22 protein-coding genes are annotated in these 21984 nt (G+C 43.1%); 17 read left to right on the top strand and 5 right to left on the bottom strand.

Going from position 1 to position 21984, the window contains the following annotated elements; genetic code table 11:
• Nucleotides 1-2 precede the first annotated feature (2 nt).
• From GMD6S_RS02720 to GMD6S_RS02695, 6 genes are read left to right on the top strand one after another with little or no spacing between them, the layout of a single operon-like run.
• Nucleotides 3-494: a PTS sugar transporter subunit IIB gene (locus GMD6S_RS02720; RefSeq protein ID WP_000211086.1), complete on the top strand. Its 492-nt coding sequence runs from the start codon at nt 3-5 to the stop codon at nt 492-494.
• A gap of 14 nt (nt 495-508) precedes the next feature.
• Nucleotides 509-1288 (top strand): PTS mannose/fructose/sorbose/N-acetylgalactosamine transporter subunit IIC, encoded by a 780-nt coding sequence (locus tag GMD6S_RS02715; protein WP_000026611.1) that lies wholly within the window; start codon nt 509-511, stop codon nt 1286-1288.
• Nucleotides 1275-2093, top strand: a complete 819-nt coding sequence (locus GMD6S_RS02710; protein ID WP_000148024.1) for a PTS system mannose/fructose/sorbose family transporter subunit IID — start codon at nt 1275-1277, stop codon at nt 2091-2093. The genes GMD6S_RS02715 and GMD6S_RS02710 overlap by 14 nt, the downstream gene beginning before the upstream one ends.
• Nucleotides 2093-2386, top strand: coding sequence for a preprotein translocase subunit YajC (locus GMD6S_RS02705; RefSeq protein WP_000381735.1), 294 nt, complete (start codon nt 2093-2095; stop codon nt 2384-2386). Before GMD6S_RS02710 ends, GMD6S_RS02705 begins: the two co-directional genes overlap by 1 nt.
• A gap of 21 nt (nt 2387-2407) precedes the next feature.
• Nucleotides 2408-4309, top strand: a complete 1902-nt coding sequence (locus tag GMD6S_RS02700) for an alginate lyase family protein (RefSeq protein ID WP_000657072.1) — start codon at nt 2408-2410, stop codon at nt 4307-4309.
• A gap of 59 nt (nt 4310-4368) precedes the next feature.
• Nucleotides 4369-5370, top strand: coding sequence for a LacI family DNA-binding transcriptional regulator (locus GMD6S_RS02695; protein ID WP_000412460.1), 1002 nt, complete (start codon nt 4369-4371; stop codon nt 5368-5370).
• A gap of 109 nt (nt 5371-5479) precedes the next feature.
• Here GMD6S_RS02695 and GMD6S_RS02690 read toward each other — a convergent pair whose 3' ends face one another.
• The 4 genes from GMD6S_RS02690 to GMD6S_RS02675 are packed head-to-tail and all read right to left on the bottom strand — an operon-like array spanning nt 5480 to nt 7136.
• Nucleotides 5480-6019, bottom strand: a complete 540-nt coding sequence (locus tag GMD6S_RS02690; protein WP_000711237.1) for a DUF3278 domain-containing protein — start codon at nt 6017-6019, stop codon at nt 5480-5482.
• A 12-nt stretch (nt 6020-6031) separates the two neighbouring features.
• Nucleotides 6032-6373, bottom strand: a complete 342-nt coding sequence (locus GMD6S_RS12940) for a hypothetical protein (protein WP_000838128.1) — start codon at nt 6371-6373, stop codon at nt 6032-6034.
• A gap of 10 nt (nt 6374-6383) precedes the next feature.
• Entirely contained in the window at nt 6384-6926 is a 543-nt protein-coding gene (locus GMD6S_RS02680; protein WP_000712420.1) for a DUF3278 domain-containing protein, read from the bottom strand.
• 15 nt (nt 6927-6941) lie between these two features.
• Nucleotides 6942-7136: a helix-turn-helix transcriptional regulator gene (locus GMD6S_RS02675; RefSeq protein ID WP_001082470.1), complete on the bottom strand. Its 195-nt coding sequence runs from the start codon at nt 7134-7136 to the stop codon at nt 6942-6944.
• Nucleotides 7137-7298: 162 nt separating this feature from the next.
• Between GMD6S_RS02675 and rsmH the strand changes: the two genes are divergently transcribed.
• Genes rsmH through mraY form a run of 4 tightly spaced genes read left to right on the top strand, consistent with a single transcriptional unit; the run spans nt 7299 to nt 11818 of the window.
• Nucleotides 7299-8249: a 16S rRNA (cytosine(1402)-N(4))-methyltransferase RsmH gene (rsmH, locus tag GMD6S_RS02670; protein ID WP_000159388.1), complete on the top strand. Its 951-nt coding sequence runs from the start codon at nt 7299-7301 to the stop codon at nt 8247-8249.
• Between the two features lie 10 nt (nt 8250-8259).
• The gene (ftsL, locus tag GMD6S_RS02665) at nt 8260-8577 is read left to right on the top strand and encodes a cell division protein FtsL (protein ID WP_000840795.1); all 318 of its coding nucleotides are present in this window, start codon (nt 8260-8262) and stop codon (nt 8575-8577) included.
• Nucleotides 8578-8580: 3 nt separating this feature from the next.
• On the top strand, nt 8581-10836 hold the full coding sequence (gene pbp2x / locus GMD6S_RS02660) for a penicillin-binding protein PBP2X (RefSeq protein WP_000816036.1): 2256 nt from the start codon (nt 8581-8583) through the stop codon (nt 10834-10836).
• 1 nt (nt 10837) lies between these two features.
• Complete coding sequence (gene mraY, locus GMD6S_RS02655) at nt 10838-11818, top strand: phospho-N-acetylmuramoyl-pentapeptide-transferase (protein WP_000625787.1); 981 nt, start codon at nt 10838-10840, stop codon at nt 11816-11818.
• Between the two features lie 69 nt (nt 11819-11887).
• On the opposite strand, the gene GMD6S_RS12105 is transcribed toward mraY, so the two are convergent.
• A complete protein-coding gene (locus tag GMD6S_RS12105) occupies nt 11888-17011 on the bottom strand; it encodes an SIALI-17 repeat-containing surface protein (protein ID WP_000716121.1) in 5124 nt (1707 codons plus the stop codon).
• A gap of 331 nt (nt 17012-17342) precedes the next feature.
• On the opposite strand from GMD6S_RS12105, the gene GMD6S_RS02645 reads away from it, so the two are divergent.
• From GMD6S_RS02645 to GMD6S_RS02615, 7 genes are all read left to right on the top strand, one after another.
• On the top strand, nt 17343-17588 hold the full coding sequence (locus GMD6S_RS02645) for a YneF family protein (RefSeq protein WP_000364986.1): 246 nt from the start codon (nt 17343-17345) through the stop codon (nt 17586-17588).
• A gap of 206 nt (nt 17589-17794) precedes the next feature.
• Nucleotides 17795-18589 carry a glutamate racemase gene (racE, locus tag GMD6S_RS02640; protein WP_000370379.1) on the top strand — a complete coding sequence of 265 codons (795 nt, stop codon included), beginning with the start codon at nt 17795-17797 and terminating at the stop codon, nt 18587-18589.
• Nucleotides 18547-19557 (top strand): nucleoside-triphosphate diphosphatase, encoded by a 1011-nt coding sequence (locus tag GMD6S_RS02635; RefSeq protein WP_443255802.1) that lies wholly within the window; start codon nt 18547-18549, stop codon nt 19555-19557. The genes racE and GMD6S_RS02635 overlap by 43 nt, the downstream gene beginning before the upstream one ends.
• Nucleotides 19533-20054: a metallophosphoesterase gene (locus GMD6S_RS02630; protein WP_001118939.1), complete on the top strand. Its 522-nt coding sequence runs from the start codon at nt 19533-19535 to the stop codon at nt 20052-20054. Before GMD6S_RS02635 ends, GMD6S_RS02630 begins: the two co-directional genes overlap by 25 nt.
• Nucleotides 20051-20512 (top strand): cyclic-di-AMP-binding protein CbpB, encoded by a 462-nt coding sequence (cbpB, locus tag GMD6S_RS02625; RefSeq protein ID WP_000560694.1) that lies wholly within the window; start codon nt 20051-20053, stop codon nt 20510-20512. The genes GMD6S_RS02630 and cbpB overlap by 4 nt, the downstream gene beginning before the upstream one ends.
• The gene (gene xerD, locus GMD6S_RS02620; protein WP_303622562.1) at nt 20509-21243 is read left to right on the top strand and encodes a site-specific tyrosine recombinase XerD; all 735 of its coding nucleotides are present in this window, start codon (nt 20509-20511) and stop codon (nt 21241-21243) included. The genes cbpB and xerD overlap by 4 nt, the downstream gene beginning before the upstream one ends.
• Complete coding sequence (locus GMD6S_RS02615; RefSeq protein ID WP_000351892.1) at nt 21243-21971, top strand: segregation/condensation protein A; 729 nt, start codon at nt 21243-21245, stop codon at nt 21969-21971. Before xerD ends, GMD6S_RS02615 begins: the two co-directional genes overlap by 1 nt.
• Nucleotides 21972-21984 lie beyond the last annotated feature (13 nt).

The following is a 21984-nucleotide window of genomic DNA, read 5'->3' as shown; positions in this document are numbered from 1 at the left end:
ATATGACAACGCCAAATATTATTATGACCCGTATCGATGAACGGTTGATTCACGGGCAAGGACAACTTTGGGTAAAATACTTAGGTTGTAATACGGTCATTGTCGCCAATGACGAAGTGAGCACGGACAAGATGCAACAAACTCTGATGAAAACAGTTGTGCCAGACTCAGTTGCTATGCGTTTCTTCCCTTTACAAAAGGTGATTGATATCATTCACAAGGCTAACCCTGCTCAAACAATTTTTATCGTTGTGAAGGATGTAAAAGATGCTTTAACCTTGGTAGAAGGTGGTGTCCCTATCAAAGAAATCAATATCGGGAACATTCACAATGCCCCTGGTAAAGAGCAGGTGACACGCTCTATCTTCCTAGGTGAAGAGGACAAGGTAGCTCTTAAGGAATTGAGTCAAACGCATCAAGTAACATTTAATACGAAAACAACTCCAACAGGAAACGATGGAGCTGTTGAAGTCAATATTCTGGACTATATTTAAAAGAGGAGATCGTTATGTCGATTAATGTATTTCAAGCGATTTTAATTGGATTATGGACAGCTTTCTGTTTTAGTGGAATGCTGTTAGGAATTTACACCAATAGATGTATTGTTCTGTCATTTGGTGTCGGAATTATTCTAGGTGATTTGCCTACTGCTCTTGCAATGGGAGCTATTGGTGAATTGGCTTATATGGGATTCGGTGTTGGTGCTGGAGGTACTGTTCCACCAAACCCAATCGGACCTGGTATCTTTGGTACCTTGATGGCTATCACTAGTGCTGGTAAAGTCAGTCCAGAAGCGGCTCTTGCCCTCTCTACTCCGATTGCTGTGGCGATTCAATTCTTACAAACTTTCGCTTACACTGTACGTGCTGGAGCACCTGAAACGGCGATGAAGCACTTGAAAAACCATAATTTGAAGAAATTCAAGTTTACTCTAAATGCAACAATTTGGTTGTTTGCCTTTATTGGATTTACCTTGGGTTGCTTGGGTGCCCTTTCAATGGATACCTTGTTGAAACTCGTAGACTACATTCCACCGGTATTGCTTACAGGTTTGACAGTTGCTGGTAAAATGCTCCCAGCTATCGGTTTTGCAATGATCTTGTCAGTGATGGCTAAGAAAGAGTTGATTCCGTTTGTCTTATTGGGATATGTTTGTGCAGCTTATCTAAACATCCCAACAATTGGTATTGCAATTGTAGGTACTATCTTTGCTTTGATTGAATTTTATAACAAGCCAAAAACAGCGAATCATGTGGTAGAGGAGGAAGCACACGATGACTGGATCTAACAAATTAACAAAACGTGATTATCTTAAAACGTCTTTGCGGGCATTCTTTTTACAAAATGGATTTAACTATAGTAACTATCAAGGGTTGGGATATGCCAATGTAATGTATCCTGCTTTGAAAAAACACTATGGAGCGGATCAGGAAGGTTTCTACCAAGCCTTGGAAGAAAACTGTGAATTCTATAATACCAACCCACACTTCCTGCCTTTTATTACCAGCTTGCACCTTGTAATGTTGGAAAATGGTCGCCCAGCAAAAGAAACACGTAGCATCAAGATGGCCTTGATGGGACCATTGGCAGGTATTGGGGATTCTCTCTCTCAATTTTGTTTAGCTCCATTGTTCTCAACCATCGCAGCTTCGTTTGCTCAAGAAGGCTTGGTTGTCGGTCCAATCTTGTTCTTCCTTGCGATGAATACGATTTTGACAGCTATTAAATTGTCAACTGGTCTGTATGGATACAAACTAGGAACAACTGTGATTGATAAACTAAGCGAACAGATGGCAACGATTTCTCGTATTGCCAATATTATCGGTGTAACCGTAATTGCTGGTTTGGCAGCGACATCTGTTAAGATTATGGTGCCGATTACCTTTGCTGCAGGGGAAGTAAAAGCAGACGCTAAACAAAGTATCGTAAGCATTCAGGGAATGCTTGATAAGGTTGCTCCGGCTCTTCTACCAGCCCTATTTACACTTTTAGTTTACTACTTGATCAAAGAAAAGAAATGGACAACATATAAACTCGTTATTTTAACAGTTATCATCGGAATTATCGGAAGCTGGCTTAAGATTCTAGCTTAATGGATACGACATTGTTTTATGGAATAGTGATTGTCTTGGCAGTGAGCCCCCTTTTACTGTCAAGCTTTCATTCTATTCGTCAGCAAAAGTTGCTTCGCAAACAGATGGAGCAACGACAAGAGTATTTAGCTTCTTTAACATCTGATGATGAAGTGTTGTTGTTGTCTGGAATTCATGGAAAAATCATTTCTATCAAAGATGACTTGATCTCTTTGCAGATTGCAAAAGGAGTCGTCATCTATGTAGAAAAGGAAAGTGTAATGGGAAAGACAAAAGAACTGCTTTTTAAGTAGTTCTTTTTCTGGTAAAAGATAATGAAAGAAGAAAGAAGACAATTTTTTGAAAGAGTTGACGGGGACCAATGTCGTGACTATATCTTGTCCCACTGTTCAAAAGACTATGAGAAGGTCAAGCGTTCCCTTGAACGCTTGATGGACAATCGTTTTATGTTTGATAGTCCTTGGGATATGGAACCTTGTTCAAAAATCTATCAAATCCAGCCGATGGTGTGGAATCAAGTATTTGAAGATGATCCAGAATGGGTTTATATGCTCAATCGACAAGAATATCTCTTGCAGTTTATGATAGGGTATCTGGTAGAGGGAGATAAGGGCTATATTCAAAAGTGCAAGTTCTTTCTATTTGATTGGATTGAGCAGGTGAGAGAGTTTTCTCCTCAATCTTTGATGACTAGAACCTTGGATACAGGCATTCGTTCCTTTACTTGGTTAAAACTACTCTTGCTCTTCTCGAAATTTGACTTGCTAGAAGAGGAAGAGCTAGAGAAAATTTTGGTCAGTCTAGAAAAGCAGATTGACTTTATGAAAAGCCACTATCGCGCCAAGTACACCCTTAGTAACTGGGGAATTTTACAAACAATTCCTATGCTTGCTATCTATCATTTCTTTTCAGATAAGATGGATTTAGAAGAAGTTTACCTTTTTGCTTCAGAGGAGTTGAAACAGCAAATTGAGAAGCAGATTTTAGAGGATGGAAGCCAGTTTGAACAGTCGATTCTATATCATGTAGAGGTTTATAAAGCCTTGCTAGACTTGTGTCTCTTGCTTCCAGACTTGCAAGATAGCTTTCAAGAGTTGCTGGAAAAGATGGCGACTTACATTCAGATGATGACAGGCCTGGATGGACGGACTCTGGCTTTTGGTGATAGCGATTCTACAGAAACGACAGAGATTTTGAGCCTGTCTGCTGTGGTTTTGAACAAGGAAGATCTTCTTAACGGTCTGGATGTTAAAGTTGATTTGCTTAGCCTCTTGTTCCTAGGGCGAGAAAAGGTCAAGCGACTGCAGGAATTTGAAAAGAGAGCTTGGCAGCCTAAGTCCATGATCTTTGAAGACTCTGGACATGTCTGCATTAAGGATGAACATCGTTATCTATTTTTCAAAAACGGCCCGATGGGAAGTGCCCATAGCCATAGTGACGAGAATAGTTTTTGCTTACAGTATCAAGGTCAACCGATTTTCATAGATGCTGGGCGTTATTCTTATCGGGAGATAGATGAACGTTATCTCTTAAAGAGTGCTTGGAGTCATTCGACCTGTATGGTAGATGGGAAAGCTCCAGAAAGGATTACGGGATCCTGGGAATATGAATACTATCCTCACTCCCTGTTTTGTCACCACAAAGAAAGAGAGGGAGTGCATTATATTGAGGGGGCTTATTTGTCAGTAGATCCTGATTTGCCTTATCTTTACAGGAGAAAAATCCTCATGTTGGCAGAGGATGTCTGGCTCTTGGTAGATGATATCAGGTGTCAAGGTCAGCATGAGGCGTTGACCCAGTTTATTCTTGACAAGGATGTGACCTATCAAGATGGGAAAATCAATCAGTTGAGACTATGGAGTGAAGTTGATTTTGATTTAGAAGCTACCATTATTTCTCCTAAATACAATGAACTTGAAAAAAGCAGCAAACTCACCAAGCGCCAATTCTTTGAGAATCAGATGCTGGATTATACCATCATTGCGCATGAGAGTTTTGAAATCATCCTTCATTCTGTCTACCAGACAGATGGTCGTGAAGTGGAAAATGCTCTGGCTTTTGAAGTGAAAAATGACGAAACAGACAAGCTGATTTTGTTATTAAGCGAGGACATTTGTGTAGGTGAAAAATTATGCCTCGTTGACGGAACAAAAATGCGTGGGAAATGTCTAGTATATGATAAAATAAATGAGAGAATGATTCGCTTGCAGTGCTAGAAATAGGCATTTTGAATGGTGAATATGTTATACTAAGTATTAGTAGGAGGTGTTTTAGATTGGAGAAGAAACTGACCATAAAAGACATTGCAGAAATGGCTCAGACCTCGAAAACAACCGTGTCATTTTACCTAAACGGGAAATATGAAAAAATGTCCCGAGAGACACGTGAAAAGATTGAAAAAGTTATTCATGAAACAAATTACAAACCGAGCATTGTTGCGCGTAGCTTAAACTCCAAACGAACAAAATTAATTGGTGTTTTGATCGGTGATATTACCAACAGTTTCTCAAACCAAATTGTTAAGGGAATTGAGGATATCGCCAGCCAGAATGGCTACCAGGTAATGATAGGAAATAGTAATTACAGCCAAGAGAGTGAGGACCGGTATATTGAAAGCATGCTTCTCTTGGGAGTAGACGGCTTTATTATTCAGCCGACCTCTAATTTCCGAAAATATTCTCGTATCATCGATGAGAAAAAGAAGAAAATGGTCTTTTTTGATAGTCAGCTCTATGAACACCGGACTAGCTGGGTCAAAACCAATAACTATGATGCCGTTTATGACATGACCCAGTCCTGTATCGAAAAAGGTTATGAGCATTTTCTTTTGATTACAGCGGATACGAGTCGCTTGAGTACTCGGATTGAGCGGGCAAGTGGTTTTGTGGATGCTTTGACAGATGCTAATATGCGCCACGCCAGTCTAACCATTGAAGATAAGCATACGAATTTGGAACAAATTAAGGAATTTTTACAAAAAGAAATCAATCCCGATGAAAAAACTCTGGTATTTGTTCCTAACTGTTGGGCCCTACCTCTAGTCTTTACCGTTATCAAAGAGTTGAACTATAACTTGCCACAAGTTGGGTTGATTGGTTTTGACAATACGGAGTGGACTTGCTTTTCTTCTCCAAGTGTTTCGACGCTGGTTCAGCCCGCCTTTGAAGAAGGACAACAGGCTACAAAGATTTTGATTGACCAGATTGAAGGCCGCAATCAAGAAGAAAGGCAACAAGTCTTGGATTGTAGTGTGAGTTGGAAAGAGTCTACTTTCTAAGATGAAAGGGAAATGACTTGTGACCTCTGTTAAGAAATAAAAGAATCCCACCTAGAACGAACTAGGTGGGATTCTTTGCCTATAAATTAAAAAATTAGCGAATCTTGGTCTATTTTTTAACGTGTTCCGATAAAAAGGCATAGGTCATGGTTCCAAAGATGGCACCAATTCCCAAACCCAAGACTAGTAAAGGGAGCATTTTATCGAACTGGGAGAGATTGTCCCAAAAGGTATCGAGGGGAAGATGCTGAACAAAGAGTTTGTGAAAGGCTGATAAGACAAACAAGCCAATTGGAATGCTGATGAATACACCCCAACTACGAAGGTTGATTTGACTTTTGCTGTATCTTTTGTGATGGATTTCGGACGGGTCATCCTTGTCTAAATGTAAGTCGCGAACTGCTAGTCTCGCCCTAGATGAGAGGACGAAGATAAGTCCAAAATAGAGGTAGGGCATGGCATCTCGAACCAACTCTATGAAGCGTCCAAATAGGAGATAGAACAAGAAGAGTAGGAGGGAGGAGTATACGATTTGGATTAAGGCACGGGCACCTGCCTTGTAGATTATCTCTTGGCGGCATTCATCAAAGGGGCCTTGTATGTGAAAGAATAGTTTGAGTAAGCGAGTGGTGAGATCTTCTTTTTTCATGGGAGTAATCTCCTAAATGAGCGATTTTTGATTGATTTCTTTAAAGAGTTGATAGAGAGTATAGAAGTAAACCAAACTAAAAATGATACAGATTATTAGAAATACCAGGTATCTCCAATCCATAGGATTTGTTAAAAGTTGTGGAAAGGATACGAGGATAAAACAGAGAGATGCGTTTAGAAGACGTATTTTTTTTGATTGGATTTTCTGGGATCTCTGTCCCTTGTTCAATACAGGAAGGAATAAAAGAAAGAAAATCAAGAAAGGATGCTCAATATGTCCAGAAAGTAGGAAAAAGGTAACAAAGATACTGATAAAAACATGACTGATCAGTAGTCTAGCTAGTGATTTCATAAGGCACCTCCTAGTCGTCTTCTTGGTCTTTCTTGGCCTTTTGAATGCGAAGAGAGACGATAATTTGTATGGTCACTCCGAAGAAGAAGGTAGCTAGGATAGTTGATACAAAATGCCCTGTATTTAAAAGAGAACCAAGATAATCCTTGCTATCATCGGTTAGGACATTCAGAAGCGGTATTCCAAAGAACATGCCCATGCCATAGATCAGACCGGCTTTTAGACCAGGAAAATATAGCTGTTTGCTTTCTTTCTGACTCAACATTTCGGGATCAATAGCTGTGATGCCCGTTTTCTTGGTTTGAGAGACCACATAGAGGGCAGCCATCATCGAAATGCCAAACACCACGAGAGGATAGCCGATAGCGACAATTTGTGGGTATTTATAAGCAAGGACAAAGGGGATGAGGTTGCCAAATATCATGAGATAAAAGAGAACGATAAAGACCTGATTCCCGATACGATCGGCCTCGCGCCGTTTGTGTTCGTCAAGGGGGCCAGAAATGCCGTATGTACGTTTGATAAGTTTTTCAGTGAGAGTTTCTTTTTTCATTTGTTTGCTCCTTTTTTAAAAATCGTCTTCCCAAAAGAGGCTATTGAGGTCAGTTTGGAGGCTGCGGGCGAGGTTGAGACAGAGTTCTAGGGTTGGATTGTACTTGTCATTTTCAATCATGTTGATGGTCTGTCTCGAGACACCGATATCTTTGGCGAGCTCGAGCTGGGAAATGCCCAGTTCCTTGCGGAATTCTTTCACACGATTCATAGGGTCTCCTTTCTGATATGTCGTATATATTTGACTATATTATATTCTTTTGGGGATGAGGTGTCAAGTATATATGACATATTTTTGAGAATTTTTTTCGAAGAAACTTAGCCTTGTCTGACAAGTGCAAGCTGGTCAGATTTGTGGTAAAATAGATAGGATATGACAAAAGAATTTCATCATGTAACGGTCTTGCTTCATGAAACGATTGATATGCTTGACGTAAAACCTGACGGTATCTACGTTGATGCGACTTTGGGCGGAGCAGGCCATAGCGAATATTTATTAAGTAAATTGAGCGAAAAAGGGCATCTCTATGCCTTTGACCAGGACCAGAATGCCATTGACAATGCGCAAAAACGGTTGGCACCCTATATCGAAAAGGGGATGGTAACCTTTATCAAGGATAACTTCCGTCATTTGCAGGCACGTTTGCAGGAGGCTGGTGTCCAGGAAATTGATGGAATTTGTTATGACTTGGGAGTGTCCAGTCCTCAGCTGGATCAGCGTGAACGTGGTTTTTCTTATAAAAAGGATGCGCCACTGGATATGCGGATGAATCAGGAAGCTAGTCTGACGGCCTATGAGGTGGTCAATCATTATGACTATCATGACTTGGTTCGGATCTTTTTCAAGTATGGTGAGGATAAGTTTTCTAAACAGATAGCTCGTAAGATTGAGCAAGCGCGTGAGGTGAAACCCATTGAGACAACGACGGAGTTGGCAGAGATTATCAAGTCGGCCAAGCCTGCCAAGGAGCTCAAGAAAAAGGGACACCCTGCCAAGCAGATTTTTCAGGCTATCCGAATCGAAGTCAATGATGAGCTGGGCGCTGCAGATGAATCTATCCAGCAGGCCATGGACATGCTGGCTCTGGATGGTAGAATCTCGGTCATTACCTTCCATTCGCTGGAAGACCGCTTGACCAAGCAATTATTCAAGGAAGCTTCAACAGTGGAAGTTCCCAAAGGCTTGCCCTTCATTCCAGATGACCTTAAGCCCAAGATGGAATTGGTATCCCGTAAGCCAATCTTGCCAAGTGCCGAAGAACTAGAAGCCAACAATCGTTCGCATTCAGCCAAGTTGCGCGTGGCTAGAAAAATTCACAAGTAAGAGGAAAAACATGGCAGAAAGAATCGAAAAAACAAGCCAGTTATTGCAAACGAAGTTTAAAGGTTTTTCACGTGTGGAAAAGGCCTTCTATGTTTCGATTGCTGCAACAATGATTATCCTGGCAATTAGCGTTGTGTTTATGCAGACCAAGCTATTACAAGTTCAGAATGAATTGACCAAGGTCAATGCTCAAATCGAAGAAAAGAAAACCGAGCTAGATGATGCCAAGCAAGAGGTCAATGAATTGATTCGTTCAGAACGTTTGAAAGAGATTGCAAACTCTAAAGATTTGCAGCTGAATAACGAAAATATCCGAGCAGCGGAGTAAGAAATGAAACAGTGGAAAGAAAAAATCATCCGTTATGCCGTTCGTAACCGTAAATCTCCAGAAGAAAATCGCCGAAGAGTAGGGAAAAGCCTGAGTTTATTGGCTGTCATACTCTTCGCGGTCTTTTTGGTCAACTTTGCGGTCATTATCGGAACGGGTAAAAAATTTGGTAAGGACTTGGTTCAAGAAGCCAACAAGGTCCATCAAACAACCAAGACGATTCCTGCAAAACGGGGAACCATCTACGATCGTAATGGAACGCCTATTGCAGAAGATGCGACTTCGTATAATATCTATGCCGTTATTGACAAGACCTACAAGTCAGCAACAGGCAAAATTCTCTATGTAGAGGATTCTCAATTTAATAAGGTGGCTGAGATTTTCCATAAATACCTAGATATGGAAGAGTCTTATGTCAAAGAACAGCTTTCTCAACCAGATCTAAAACAGGTATCCTTTGGGACCAAGGGAAATGGGATCACCTATGCCAATATGATGGCTATTAAAAATGACCTCAAAACTGCTGGTGTTGAGGGGATTGACTTTACAACTAGCCCTAACCGCAGTTATCCCAATGGACAGTTTGCTTCTTCCTTTATCGGTTTAGCGCAACTCCATGAAAATGAGGATGGCACCAAACGTTTGATTGGGACATCTGGTTTGGAGAGTTCCTTAAATAGCATTCTGGCGGGTACAGATGGGATCATCACCTATGAGAAAGATCGTCTGGGAAATATTGTTCCGGGTACGGAGCAGGCTTCCCAACACATGGTAGACGGAAAGGATGTTTACACTACCCTTTCTAGTCCTTTGCAATCCTTTATGGAAACCCAGATGGATGCCTTTCAGGAAAAGGTAAAAGGCAAGTATATGACCGCGACCTTGGTCAGTGCAAAGACCGGTGAAATTCTCGCTACCACCCAACGACCTACCTTTAATGCAGATACTAAAGAAGGAATCACTGAGGACTTTGTTTGGCGTGACATTCTTTATCAAAGTAACTATGAACCAGGATCAGCCATGAAGGTTATGACGTTAGCTTCTTCTATTGATAATAATACCTTCCCAAGTGGAGAATACTTCAATAGCAGTGAATTAAAAATAGCGGATGCGACGATTCGAGATTGGGATGTTAATGATGGTTTGACTACTGGTGGGATGATGACTTTCTCACAAGGTTTCGCTCACTCCAGTAATGTTGGAATGAGTCTACTTGAACAAAAAATGGGAGATGCTACTTGGTTGGATTATCTAAACCGCTTTAAATTTGGGGTCCCAACTCGCTTTGGCTTGACAGATGAATACACAGGTCAATTACCTGCTGATAACATTGTCAATATTGCCATGAGCTCATTTGGACAAGGGATCTCTGTCACCCAGACCCAGATGCTTCGTGCCTTTACAGCCATTGCCAATGATGGGGTTATGTTGGAGCCGAAATTTATCAGCGCCCTCTATGATCCAAATGACCAGTCTGTTCGTAAGTCTCAAAAGGAAATCGTCGGAAATCCTGTGTCCAAAGCAGCAGCGTCCTCTACTCGGGAGCACATGGTCATGGTCGGAACAGATCCTGTCTACGGTACCATGTACAACCACAGCACAGGAAAGCCGAATGTCAATGTTCCGGGGCAAAATGTCGCCCTAAAATCAGGGACTGCTCAGATTGCCGATGAGAAGAATGGGGGTTACCTGACAGGTGAAACCAACTATATCTTCTCTGTTGTGTCGATGCATCCTGCAGAAAATCCTGACTTTATCCTCTATGTGACGGTGCAACAGCCAGAGCATTATTCGGGTGTTCAGCTGGGAGAGTTTGCCAACCCAATCCTTGAGCGAGCTTCTGCTATGAAAGAATCCCTCAATCTTCAGTCAACTGCCAAGAACTTGGATCAGGTCAGCAAGACGACAAGCTATGCTATGCCGGCTACCAAAGACTTTACTCCGGGTGACCTAGCAGAAGAATTGCGCCGAAACCTGGTCCAACCAATTGTTATCGGAACAGGAACCAAGATCAAGGAACTCTCGGTTTCTGAAGGAGATAATTTGGAAGCCAATCAGCAGATCTTGATCCTGTCAGATAAGGTCGAAGAAATGCCTGATATGTACGGCTGGACAGATGAAAATGTGCAAACATTTGCTAAATGGCTGAATATAGAAGTCGAGTGGGAAGGTAGTGGCAAAACGGTCAAGAAACAAAGTGTCCGTGCCAATACTGCCCTCAAAGACCTTAAAAAAATGAAAGTAACTTTAGGAGATTAAGATGATTAGTTCCATTAGTGCTGGAATTCTAGCCTTTCTATTGACCTTGATTGGCATTCCAGCCTTTATCCGATTTTATCGAAAAGCACAGATTACAGGTCAGCAGATGCACGAGGATGTCAAGCAACACCAAGCAAAAGCTGGAACTCCAACCATGGGAGGTCTTGTCTTCCTGATCGTTGCAGTTGTTGTGAGCTTCCTTGTCGCTCTCTTTACCCAACAATTGACCAACAATGTAGGCATGATTTTGTTTATCTTGGTTTTGTATGGTTTGGTAGGTTTTTTGGATGATTTTCTCAAGGTCTTTCGTAAGATTAACGAAGGCTTAAATCCCAAGCAAAAACTTGCTCTCCAGCTGCTTGGAGGAGTGGTTTTCTACCTCTTTTATGAGCGCGGTGGCGACATGCTTTCAGTCTTTGGCTACCAAGTTCATCTGGGAATTTTCTATATTTTCTTTGCCCTTTTCTGGCTAGTTGGCTTTTCAAATGCGGTGAATCTGACGGACGGGATCGACGGCTTAGCAAGTATTTCAGTGGTGATTAGCTTATCGGCCTACGGTGTGATTGCTTATATGCAAAATCAACTGGATATCCTTCTTGTGATTCTTGCCATGATCGGTGGTTTGCTAGGTTTCTTCGTCTTTAACCACAAGCCTGCCAAGGTTTTCATGGGAGATGTGGGAAGTTTGGCTCTAGGTGGGATGTTGGCAGCAATCTCTATGGCCCTCCACCAAGAATGGACCCTTTTGTTGATTGGGATTATCTATGTCTTTGAGACAAGCTCTGTTATGATGCAGGTTACCTACTTCAAACTTAGTGGTGGAAAGCGTATTTTCCGTATGACACCTGTGCATCATCATTTTGAGCTTGGAGGATTCTCAGGCAAGGGCAATCCTTGGAGCGAGTGGAAGGTTGATTTCTTCTTTTGGGGAGTTGGGCTTCTAGCAAGTCTCTTGACCTTAGCCTTTTTATACCTACTGTAAAACTAACTTCTGATGACAAAATAAAACAGGATGAAGGTGATCTTCATCCTGTTTTTGTGTGCTTAAAGGTTAGTTGGAGTCATCCTTTCTTCCTTTTAACATAAATGTGGCTGTAAGGGCTAGGCTGAGTCCTGCTAAGAATAGGAGTGGGTTGGACGCTTCTCCTGTTGCTGGAAGTTGTTCTTTAGGAGAATGATTTCCAGCTTTAGCAAGGCTCGGACTAGCTGGAAATTGTTCAGCCTCGTGTGCCAAGGTTTCTGTATCTGGAGCACTTGGTTTTTCCTCTGTGTTAGAGCTTGTTCCAGTAGCTTGATAGACGACAGCATAGGTACTGAAATGATTAGTGATGAATTCTACCTTTCCGTCTCGTACAGTGAAATCAAGGGCTTGCAACTCCTTGGTCGGAGTGATGTAGTAGATATTTTCGACGCTAGCTGAAATAGGCAAGCGAACCAAGACAGAGCCTTTTGGCTGCAAGCTATGATCTGTTGGATTTTTAAGCTGTAGATTGTAAGCATCATAGGTCTTGCCAAAGAGTTCTTGAGCTAGGACACGTCGGCTAGAAACGTGAGAAATTCCTTCTAAGTCGCTGGCTCCACCGATGATTTCTACTCCAGTCTCCTTATCTTTCAAGACTTGAACTGGATAGTCAGGAAGGCTAAGGGTTGGAGTGGCCTGATCTCCCGGAGTTCCGAAAGGCTCGGTGTACTCAGGTTTTTCAACAGTAGGTGCTTCCTCTTGACCTGCTGTTCCGATAGGTTCGGTGTATTCAGGAATTTCAACTGTTGGAGCTTCTTGTTCTCCTGCCGTTCCGATAGGTTTGGTGTATTCAGGTTTTTCAACAGTAGGAGTTTCCTCTTGACCTGCTGTTCCGATAGGTTCGGTGTATTCAGGCTTTTCTACAGTGGGTGGCACTTCTTGCCCTGCAGTCCCGATAGGCTCAGTGTACTCAGGTTTCTCGACAGTAGGAGCTGGTTCATCCCCCTTGCTTGTAGTTGGCTGCTTCTCATCAACTTTCTTTTCATCTTTTTTAGTAAAGACGGCTACGACAGGACTGCTAGTGGTAGTTCCTTGAATAGCATATGCTTCAATGGCATTTCCAGATTTGCGATTGGTTTCGTCAGGGATTGGGATTTGAACTTGATTGTCTTGGATTGATAGGATAGTCTGATCCCCACTTGTAACCAGATGCGTTTCATCCACCTTACGCAAAACTAGAGGATCTTTGACACCTGGGAAGGTCACTGCGATGGCTTCCCAATCTCCAGCTGGTAGGCTTAAGGAAATGGTTTTGTCATTTTCCTTAAGAGGCGCGATGCTCGGACTATCTAGACCAACAGCAGGGGCTTTGATGATATCAAAGGAGTCTAGAGAGATTTTCTTGCGACCTTCTGGCGAATCTGGATCAACTTGTAATGTCAGGGTGTGCGGGCCGTCAGTAAGGTTTGTAAATTCGCCAATAAAGGCTCTCTTTTCGGTCGCACCTGAGGTGTAGAAATCTAGACTTGGCATTTCTTTGCCATCTAGTGTAACACGTGCTCGTCCAAGGGCAAGGCTCTTCAAGCCATAAATACGAATACCTGTCCCTGTAAAGGAAATAGTTGCCTGAGCTTCTGAAGCTGCACTAGAGTCACTGTTGTTGATGTCCGCGTATTTTTCCGTACCTCCGTAGAGTTCAGGGTCAGACCAGTCCTTAAACTGGGAACCATACTGGATGCGCGAATCACGATCATCCATTTTTTCAATCGTATTGCCTGTTCCAGCTAGGATCTTGAAGTAGTCTAATGAAATTTTCGAGCGCTCACTACCACGTCCTTTGTGCTCACGTTTAACACGAAGAGTCAATGTGTGAGGTCCGTCAGATAATCCTGCGAAGCGACCGATGAGACGGCCTTTTTCAGTTGCTCCAGCAGTATGGAAGTCAAGCTCCCCGACCTCTTTGCCATCAATTTTAGCAGTGGCAAGACCTAGTTCAGACGATTTCAGTCCATAGATTTCGATACCAACGCCAGTGAAAGGAATGGTAGCAGTGAGATCTTCGTCTGTGTAGTCTCCTTTTGAAAGGTCAGCAAATTTCTCTGTTCCTCCAAATAATTCTGCGTCTGCCCAATTTCCAAAGGCAGCTCCGTACTGGATACGGCCGTCTCGATCATCCATCAATTCACTAGGGGTTTCTACAATTGCTTGTTCAGAGACTTGTGTAGAAACTTCGCCCAGCATAGCTTTGACAGTATAGGTGTAGGCATGTTGAGGATTGAGTGATCGGTCAATAAAATGGGTTTGATTGGTTACAAATTCTCTGGTCGCAGAGGTTTGGCCAGTTTCGTCTTTCACTTGTCTTTGGATGACATAGTGGATAGCGCCTTCTACTTGGTTAAAGGTGAGTTCAGCAGTGACTCCATTTTGTCGAACGGCTGTCAGACTGGTTACACGACCAGGGAAGTGTTCAAAGGTAATGACGTCACCTTTTTGTGTTGCCAGTTGGATGCGATTATCTTTAAGCACAGTTGCCGTGACTGCTTTGCCATTGACCTTGATCTGACTGGCTTCGATATTTGGATAGTCTACAACCAGGTCTCCACCGACATTTGAAAGGAAGGACAAGCTTTGCAAGTTCTTATCTTTCCACTTCATGCTGACTTCAAAGTTACCACGGGCAATCAAGCCAGAAACTTGACCGTCTTTCCAAGCATCTGGAAGGGCTGGCAATGGTGCAATATAGCCTGTATGAGATTGGAGGAGCATTTCTGCCATCCCACTGGTTGCTCCGAAGTTGCCATCAATTTGGAAAGGCGCGTGGGTATCCCAAAGGTTTTCTAGGGTTGAATACTTGAGCTGTTCAGCGAGCAAGCGATGGGCACGGTTACCGTCCAGCAGACGAGCCCAAAGGTTGATTTTATTGGCCTTAGACCAACCTGTACCACCATCTCCACGGTGGTTCAAGGTAGCACGCGCAGCCTCTAGGTATTCAGCCTGGTCCTTGCTAAAGAGCGTACCTGGGAAGAGACCAACTAGATGGGAAACGTGACGGTGGTGATTTTCAATCCCTTCATTTGTGAATTGAGGATTGTCCTCCTCGTACCATTCCTTGATGCGTCCCTCTTTGTTGATGTGAAGCGGTTTGAGTTTGTCAAATTTAGCCTTGACCTCTGTGACTAAGTCTTGGTCGACATTCAGATGGTTGGCGACTTCCATGTAGTCGTGGAATAACTGCCAGACTAGCGATTGGTCAAAGGTATTTCCGATGGTAATGGTCCCGTGTTCAGGTGAGTAGGATGGAGAAGACACCCAACGGTCACTGGCCTTGTCATAGTGCAAGAAGGAGTTCCAGAACTTGGCAGTCTCCTTGAGCATTGGGTAAATCTTTTCTTTGAGATAAGTCTCATCCTTGGTGAATTTGTAGTAATCATAGACGTTTTGCATCATCCAAGCGTTAGCTGCTGGAGACCAACCCCAATAGTAATTCCAACCAGGAGTAGTCCAGCCAAATGGTGTTGCCTGGGTGTGGACCAGCCAACCATTTTCTTGTCCGTCTTTGGATTCGATGCCAGCGTATTCCTTGGCAGCGATACGACCATAGTAGCGCATGTCGTCAATGTAATTGATCATTGGCTTGGCTGTTTCAGCAAGGTTGCTCATGTAGGCTGGCCAATAGTTCATTTGCAAATTGACATTGAGGTGGTAGTCGGCGTTCCAAGGTGGATTGTCTACAGCATTCCAGACTCCTTGTAGGTTGGCAGGAAGAGCATCTGTCCGATCACGAGACGAACTGATGAGTAAATAACGTCCGTATTGGAAGAAGAGTTCTTCCAATTTTTGCCCTTTTTCTGGGTTATAGCCTTGAAGGGCCTCTTTAGTCGTTTGAGCAGTCTTGTTTCCGCCTAGATTTAGTTTAACGCGGTTAAAGAGTCTTTGATAGTCCTTGATATGGGCCTTTTTAAGTGTTTCGTAGTCTTTGGCCTTAGCTGCTTCGACAATCCCTTTAACTGTTTTTTCGAGGTCAATGTCTTTTCGATAGTTGGTTTTTGGATTCTGAGCAAAGTTAGTCTTGGCACTGAGATAGAGGGTCGCATAACTTGCGCCTGTAACGGTTAGTGTCTCGTCCTGAACAGTCACCTTTCCGTCCGTTTTAATTCCTAGATAGGATGCAAACTTGAGGCCGTTATCTTTGACAGTTCCCTTTAGAAGGATTCCGTTTGCATCTGTAGTGACATGACCATTCTTATAGTTGGAATATTCCCAAGAGTAGTTGCCATTAGCAAGCAAGTCTTCTGTCAAACTGTTCCAAAGGGTAAAGTCAAGTGTCTTGTTTCCTTTTTTGGTCAAGTGGGTCACGGTGACATCATCAGGATAGCTGGAGAAGGTTTCACGCTTGAAGGTTGTCCCATCTTGGGTGTAAGAAGTGGTCGTAGTGGCTTCTGTGATATCCAAACCACGATGATAATCAGTTACAGTATCTAGTCCTTTCTTCTGGTTATTAAAGACCATGAAGATATCTCCAAAGGCTAGGTAACGTCCATACTGGGCGTTGTTTGGTCCAACTAGATTTTGTTCAGCGAGCTGTTTAGCTTTTTGGCGATCTCCAGCTTCGAGGGCTTTACGTATCTCTGCTAAGACCTTGTAGCGATCCTTGTAGTTTCCTCCGTTATAGTCGGTGCTATCGGGTTGTGGTCCTCCTGACCAGAGGGTCTTTTCGTTGTACTGGATTCTTTCTTCGCCAATTAGACCGAAAACCTTGGCTCCCATTTCTCCGTTTCCGACAGGGAGGGCTTGTTTTTCCCATCCATCATAGGAGGGAGCTGTTGGCTGATCGTAGTTGAGTTGATAGTTTTCTTGCTTTGTCACCGGCTGATCTGCCTTTTCAGGTTCCTTATTTTCTTTAGCTTCTACAATGGCTTCTTCACTAGCTTGAATATTTGTCGTCTGAGTCTCCTCAGCTGGCTTGCTTTCGGAAACTACTGGACTTTCTGCTAGGGACGGATTTGTAGTTTCAGTCGCTTCAGCTGCTTTGGGCTCACTATCAGGCTTAGTGATAGATTCGACAGAGGTTGGTTCAGTTTGTTTGACCTCAACACTGTCTGCGGCTACAGTGTGGTTTACTAGAAAAACGGCCCCCAGTAAAATAGAAGCAGTCCCAACCGTCAGCTTGCGGATGCTATAGCGACAGGATTTCTCCCAAAAGTGTTTTTTCATAAAACCCTCCTTTGTGTATTAGAAACCGCTTACATTTTATAAAGCAGTTCCGTTTATTTTGTTTCTATTTATCTCCTCACCTCCCATTCTAATGGTCGCTTAGCATTTGTCAAGAGCTTTTTAGCAAGATACATATTTGCTGTTGTTTTTTCTTAAAATAGTAGAGAAAAGAGAGGAAGGGGGAGAATTATTCGTAATTTTATAGTTCATTCTGATTGTAAGACTAGCTTAGAATTGGCTTAACCCCCTCTTGAAAGCGTAAAACAAACTAGTCAGGAAAGTCACTTTATGGTATAATATAGAAGACTCAAAAAGAAACAGGAGAAAAAGAATGGATTTACTTTTAGCAATTGTCTTGATTGTGCTAGCTTTTCTAGGGGGAGCTCTTGGAGGGATGTACTTGGTTCGTAAGCAAATCGAAAAAGAATTTGCGGACAACCCACGTTTGAACGCTGAGGCAGTTCGTGCTCTCTTGAGTGCAAATGGTCAAAAACCAAGCGAAGCCAAGGTACAACAAGTTTACCACCAAATCATCCGCCAACAAAAAGCAGCTCTTGCTAACAATAAAAAGAAATAAATAGGAAAAGTCTGGGATGAAAGTTCCAGACTTCTCACTATGTTCAATAGTTCTCAAGGATAAGACTTTTTCCTTGCATTCTATTGATATTTGATTATGATTAAGAGAGAGGCAGTTTCCATTCTATCAAGCTGTCTATACGTTCATTTAGGACGAGTAATTATGATGAACTATCAATCAGAAAAGAAGACTAGAAAGAAGACTGTATGGATAATCGACCAATTGGTTTTTTGGATTCGGGTGTCGGGGGCTTGACTGTTGTACGTGAGCTCATGCGCCAGCTTCCCCATGAAGAAATCGTCTATATTGGAGATTCGGCACGGGCGCCCTATGGTCCCCGTCCTGCTGAGCAAATCCGTGAATATACTTGGCAGTTGGTCAACTTTCTCTTGACCAAGGATGTCAAAATGATTGTCATTGCTTGTAATACTGCGACTGCGGTCGTCTGGGAAGAAATCAAGGCCCAACTAGATATTCCTGTCCTAGGTGTGATTTTGCCAGGAGCTTCGGCAGCTATCAAGTCCAGTCAAGGTGGGAAAATCGGGGTCATTGGAACGCCCATGACGGTCCAATCAGACATCTATCGTCAAAAAATCCATGATTTGGATCCAGACTTACAGGTGGAAAGTTTGGCCTGTCCCAAGTTTGCCCCCTTGGTGGAGTCTGGTGCCCTGTCAACCAGTGTTACCAAGAAAGTGGTTTATGAAACCCTGCGTCCCTTGGTCGGCAAGGTGGATAGCCTGATTTTGGGCTGTACCCATTACCCACTCCTTCGCCCTATCATCCAAAATGTCATGGGACCAAAGGTTCAGCTCATCGATAGTGGGGCAGAGTGTGTACGGGATATCTCGGTTTTGCTGAACTATTTTGAAATCAACCGTAGCCGAGATGCGGGACCTCTTCAACATCGTTTTTACACAACAGCCAATAGCCAAAGTTTTGCCCAGATTGGAGCAGAATGGCTGGAAAAAGAGATTCATGTGGAGCATGTAACTTTATGACAAACAAAATTTATGAATACAAGGATGACCAGGACTGGTATGTCGGTGTCTGGGATGTCTATGGAGGCATCTATAGCCTTATCAAAGATCCTCTCGAGCTTGATTTTATGGATTTAGCGCGGATTTTTCGGGACGAGGAAAATGGCTTTCCGATTACGATAACGGTGATGCGCTGGTCTTCTAACTTCCGTCTGCTCTCCTTTATCGTTGAGATTTTAAATGCTGAAGCAGGCCGCAATCTAGAAGTCATCCAACGTCAGGGTGCCCTGCTCTTGATTGAAAATGGACAGCTTTTGCATGTCGAATTGCCTAAAGAAGGAGTTGAAGTGGAAACCTTCTTTGAAACTAGCAAGGTCAGAGAAACTCTGCTCATTGCGACTCGTAACGAAGGAAAGACCAAGGAATTCCGAGCTATCTTTGACAAGTTAGGCTACGATGTGGAAAATCTCAATGACTATCCAGATTTGCCTGAAGTAGCTGAAACAGGTATGACCTTTGAAGAAAATGCCCGCCTCAAGGCAGAAACCATTTCCCAATTAACAGGCAAGATGGTGCTAGCAGATGACTCAGGTCTCAAAGTCGATGTCCTCGGCGGTTTGCCAGGAGTCTGGTCAGCCCGTTTTGCAGGTGTGGGAGCAACCGACCGTGAAAACAATGCCAAACTCTTGCACGAATTGGCCATGGTCTTTGAACTCAAGGACCGTTCGGCTCAATTCCACACAACCCTAGTCGTAGCTAGTCCAAACAAGGAAAGCTTGGTGGTTGAAGCTGACTGGCCAGGTTATATCAACTTTGAACCCAAGGGTGAAAATGGCTTTGGTTATGATCCGCTCTTCCTTGTGGGAGAGACAGGTAAGTCAGCAGCTGAATTAACCCTTGAAGAAAAAAATAGCCAATCCCACCGTGCCTTAGCCGTTAAGAAACTTTTGGAGGTATTTCCATCATGGCAAAGCAAACCATCATTGTAATGAGTGATTCCCATGGCGATAGCTTGATTGTGGAAGAAATTCGTGATCGTTATCTGGGGAAAGTCGATGCCATTTTTCACGATGGTGACTCAGAACTCCGTCCAGACTCTCCGCTCTGGGAAGGCATCCATGTCGTCAAAGGAAATATGGACTTTTATGCTGGCTACCCAGAACGTTTGGTAACTCAACTTGGTCCAACTAAGATCATCCAGACGCATGGACACTTGTTTGATATCAATTTCAACTTTCAAAAGTTGGACTACTGGGCTCAGGAAGAAGATGCCGATATCTGTCTCTATGGTCACTTGCATGTACCAAATGCTTGGATGGAAGGAAAGACTCTTTTTCTCAATCCAGGCTCCATCAGCCAACCACGAGGAACTATTAGAGAATGCCTCTATGCCCGTGTGGAGATTGATGACAGCTATTTTAAAGTAGACTTTTTGACACGTGATCATGAGGTTTATCCAGGTCTGTCCAAGGAGTTTGCTCGATGATTGCCAAGGAATTTGAAGCATTTTTATTGGAGCAGGAAGAGACTTTTCTTACCCCTGCTGAGAATCTAGCAGCCTTGATTGATACCCATAACGCTGATCATGCGATTTTAGTGTTGAGCCAAATCACTTATACCCGTATCCCTGTTGTGACCTTTGACAAACGCTTTGTTGGAACCATTGGTCTGAGAGACATTTTGGCTTATCAAATGGAGCAAGGTTTGACGGATGAACAGATGGCAAAGACAGACATCGTCAATATGACCAAGACGGATGTGGCAGTTGTCGCTCCGGACTATAACATCACTGAAGTCCTCCATAAACTGGTGGATGAACCCTTCTTGCCAGTGGTAGATGATGAAGGGATTTTTCAAGGAATCATCACGCGCAAGTCTATCCTCAAGGCTGTCAATGCTCTCTTACATGACTTTAGTAAGGAATATGAGATTCGATGCAAATGAGAGATAGGATTTCAGCCTTTTTAGAGGAAAAACAGGGCTTGTCTGCCAATTCCAAGCAGTCCTATAAGTATGATCTAGAGCAATTTTTAGACATTGTGGGTGAGCGGATCTCTGAGACCAGTCTTAAGATTTACCAAGCCCAGCTAGCCAATCTAAAAATCAGCGCCCAGAAGCGAAAACTTTCGGCCTGCAACCAATTTCTCTACTTTCTCTATCGAAAAGGAGAAGTGGACAGCTTTTACCGTCTGGAATTAGCCAAACAAGCTGAAAAGAAGACTGAAAAACCAGAAATTCTAGACCTAGACTCTTTTTGGCAGGAAAGTAATTATCCAGAAGGACGCTTGCTGGCGCTCTTAATCCTAGAAATGGGACTCTTGCCAAGTGAGATTTTAGTCCTTAAGGTTGCAGATATCAATCTGGATTTTCAGGTGTTGCGAATCAGCAAGGCTTCCCAACAGAGGATTGTCACCATACCCACGACCTTGACTCCAGAATTGGAACCCTTGATGGGGCAGACCTATCTTTTTGAAAGGGGAGGGAAAGCATATTCTCGTCAGTGGGCCTTTCGACAGCTAGAGTCCTTTGTCAAGGAGAAAGGTTTCCCAACCTTATCAGCCCAAGCCTTGCGGGAACAATTCATTCTAAGACAAATAGAAAACAAGGTCGATTTGTACGAAATAGCAAAAAAATTAGGATTAAAAACAGTTCTGACCTTAGAAAAATATAGATAATGGATATTAAATTAAAAGATTTTGAAGGGCCCCTGGACCTGCTCTTGCACTTGGTTTCTAAGTACCAGATGGATATCTACGATGTGCCTATTACAGAAGTCATCGAACAGTACCTAGCCTATGTCTCAACCCTGCAGGCCATGCGTCTGGAAGTGACGGGCGAGTATATGGTCATGGCCAGTCAGCTCATGCTGATTAAGAGTCGCAAGCTTCTTCCAAAGGTAGCAGAAGTGACAGATTTGGAAGATGACTTGGAGCAGGATCTTCTTTCTCAAATCGAAGAATACCGCAAATTCAAACTCTTGGGTGAGCACTTGGAGGCTAAGCACCAAGATCGGGCCCAGTACTATTCCAAAGCGCCGACAGAGTTGATCTACGAAGATGCGGAGCTTGTGCATGACAGGACGACCATTGACCTCTTTTTGGCTTTTTCAAATATCCTAGCCAAGAAAAAAGAGGAGTTCGCTCAGAACCACACGACCATCTTGCGGGATGAGTATAAGATTGAGGATATGATGGTCATCGTAAAAGAGTCCTTGGCTGGACGGGATCAGTTACGTTTGCAGGATTTGTTCAAGGAAGCCCAGAATATCCAAGAGGTCATTACCCTCTTTTTGGCAACCCTAGAGTTAATCAAAACCCAGGAACTGATCCTCGTGCAAGAGGAGAGTTTCGGAGATATCTATCTCATGGAAAAGAAGGAAGAAAGTCAAGAGGCACAAAGCTAGACTTGATAGAGAG

This window comes from Streptococcus sp. GMD6S, assembly GCF_000297015.1.
Note: the sequence above shows the minus strand (reverse complement) of the source record. Positions and strands in the feature narration are given on the sequence as shown.

What these genes read in the sequence shown, in the direction of transcription:
- GMD6S_RS02720 (WP_000211086.1), top strand. Translation starts at nt 3, where the DNA reads ATGACAACGCCAAATATTATTATGACCCGTATCGATGAACGGTTGATT.
- GMD6S_RS02715 (WP_000026611.1), top strand. Translation starts at nt 509, where the DNA reads ATGTCGATTAATGTATTTCAAGCGATTTTAATTGGATTATGGACAGCT.
- GMD6S_RS02710 (WP_000148024.1), top strand. Translation starts at nt 1,275, where the DNA reads ATGACTGGATCTAACAAATTAACAAAACGTGATTATCTTAAAACGTCT.
- GMD6S_RS02705 (WP_000381735.1), top strand. Translation starts at nt 2,093, where the DNA reads ATGGATACGACATTGTTTTATGGAATAGTGATTGTCTTGGCAGTGAGC.
- GMD6S_RS02700 (WP_000657072.1), top strand. Translation starts at nt 2,408, where the DNA reads ATGAAAGAAGAAAGAAGACAATTTTTTGAAAGAGTTGACGGGGACCAA.
- GMD6S_RS02690 (WP_000711237.1), bottom strand. Translation starts at nt 6,019, where the DNA reads ATGAAAAAAGAAGATCTCACCACTCGCTTACTCAAACTATTCTTTCAC.
- GMD6S_RS12940 (WP_000838128.1), bottom strand. Translation starts at nt 6,373, where the DNA reads ATGAAATCACTAGCTAGACTACTGATCAGTCATGTTTTTATCAGTATC.
- GMD6S_RS02680 (WP_000712420.1), bottom strand. Translation starts at nt 6,926, where the DNA reads ATGAAAAAAGAAACTCTCACTGAAAAACTTATCAAACGTACATACGGC.
- GMD6S_RS02675 (WP_001082470.1), bottom strand. Translation starts at nt 7,136, where the DNA reads ATGAATCGTGTGAAAGAATTCCGCAAGGAACTGGGCATTTCCCAGCTC.
- rsmH (WP_000159388.1), top strand. Translation starts at nt 7,299, where the DNA reads ATGACAAAAGAATTTCATCATGTAACGGTCTTGCTTCATGAAACGATT.
- ftsL (WP_000840795.1), top strand. Translation starts at nt 8,260, where the DNA reads ATGGCAGAAAGAATCGAAAAAACAAGCCAGTTATTGCAAACGAAGTTT.
- pbp2x (WP_000816036.1), top strand. Translation starts at nt 8,581, where the DNA reads ATGAAACAGTGGAAAGAAAAAATCATCCGTTATGCCGTTCGTAACCGT.
- mraY (WP_000625787.1), top strand. Translation starts at nt 10,838, where the DNA reads ATGATTAGTTCCATTAGTGCTGGAATTCTAGCCTTTCTATTGACCTTG.
- GMD6S_RS12105 (WP_000716121.1), bottom strand. Translation starts at nt 17,011, where the DNA reads ATGAAAAAACACTTTTGGGAGAAATCCTGTCGCTATAGCATCCGCAAG.
- GMD6S_RS02645 (WP_000364986.1), top strand. Translation starts at nt 17,343, where the DNA reads ATGGATTTACTTTTAGCAATTGTCTTGATTGTGCTAGCTTTTCTAGGG.
- racE (WP_000370379.1), top strand. Translation starts at nt 17,795, where the DNA reads ATGGATAATCGACCAATTGGTTTTTTGGATTCGGGTGTCGGGGGCTTG.
- GMD6S_RS02635 (WP_443255802.1), top strand. Translation starts at nt 18,547, where the DNA reads ATGGCTGGAAAAAGAGATTCATGTGGAGCATGTAACTTTATGACAAAC.
- GMD6S_RS02630 (WP_001118939.1), top strand. Translation starts at nt 19,533, where the DNA reads ATGGCAAAGCAAACCATCATTGTAATGAGTGATTCCCATGGCGATAGC.
- cbpB (WP_000560694.1), top strand. Translation starts at nt 20,051, where the DNA reads ATGATTGCCAAGGAATTTGAAGCATTTTTATTGGAGCAGGAAGAGACT.
- xerD (WP_303622562.1), top strand. Translation starts at nt 20,509, where the DNA reads ATGAGAGATAGGATTTCAGCCTTTTTAGAGGAAAAACAGGGCTTGTCT.
- GMD6S_RS02615 (WP_000351892.1), top strand. Translation starts at nt 21,243, where the DNA reads ATGGATATTAAATTAAAAGATTTTGAAGGGCCCCTGGACCTGCTCTTG.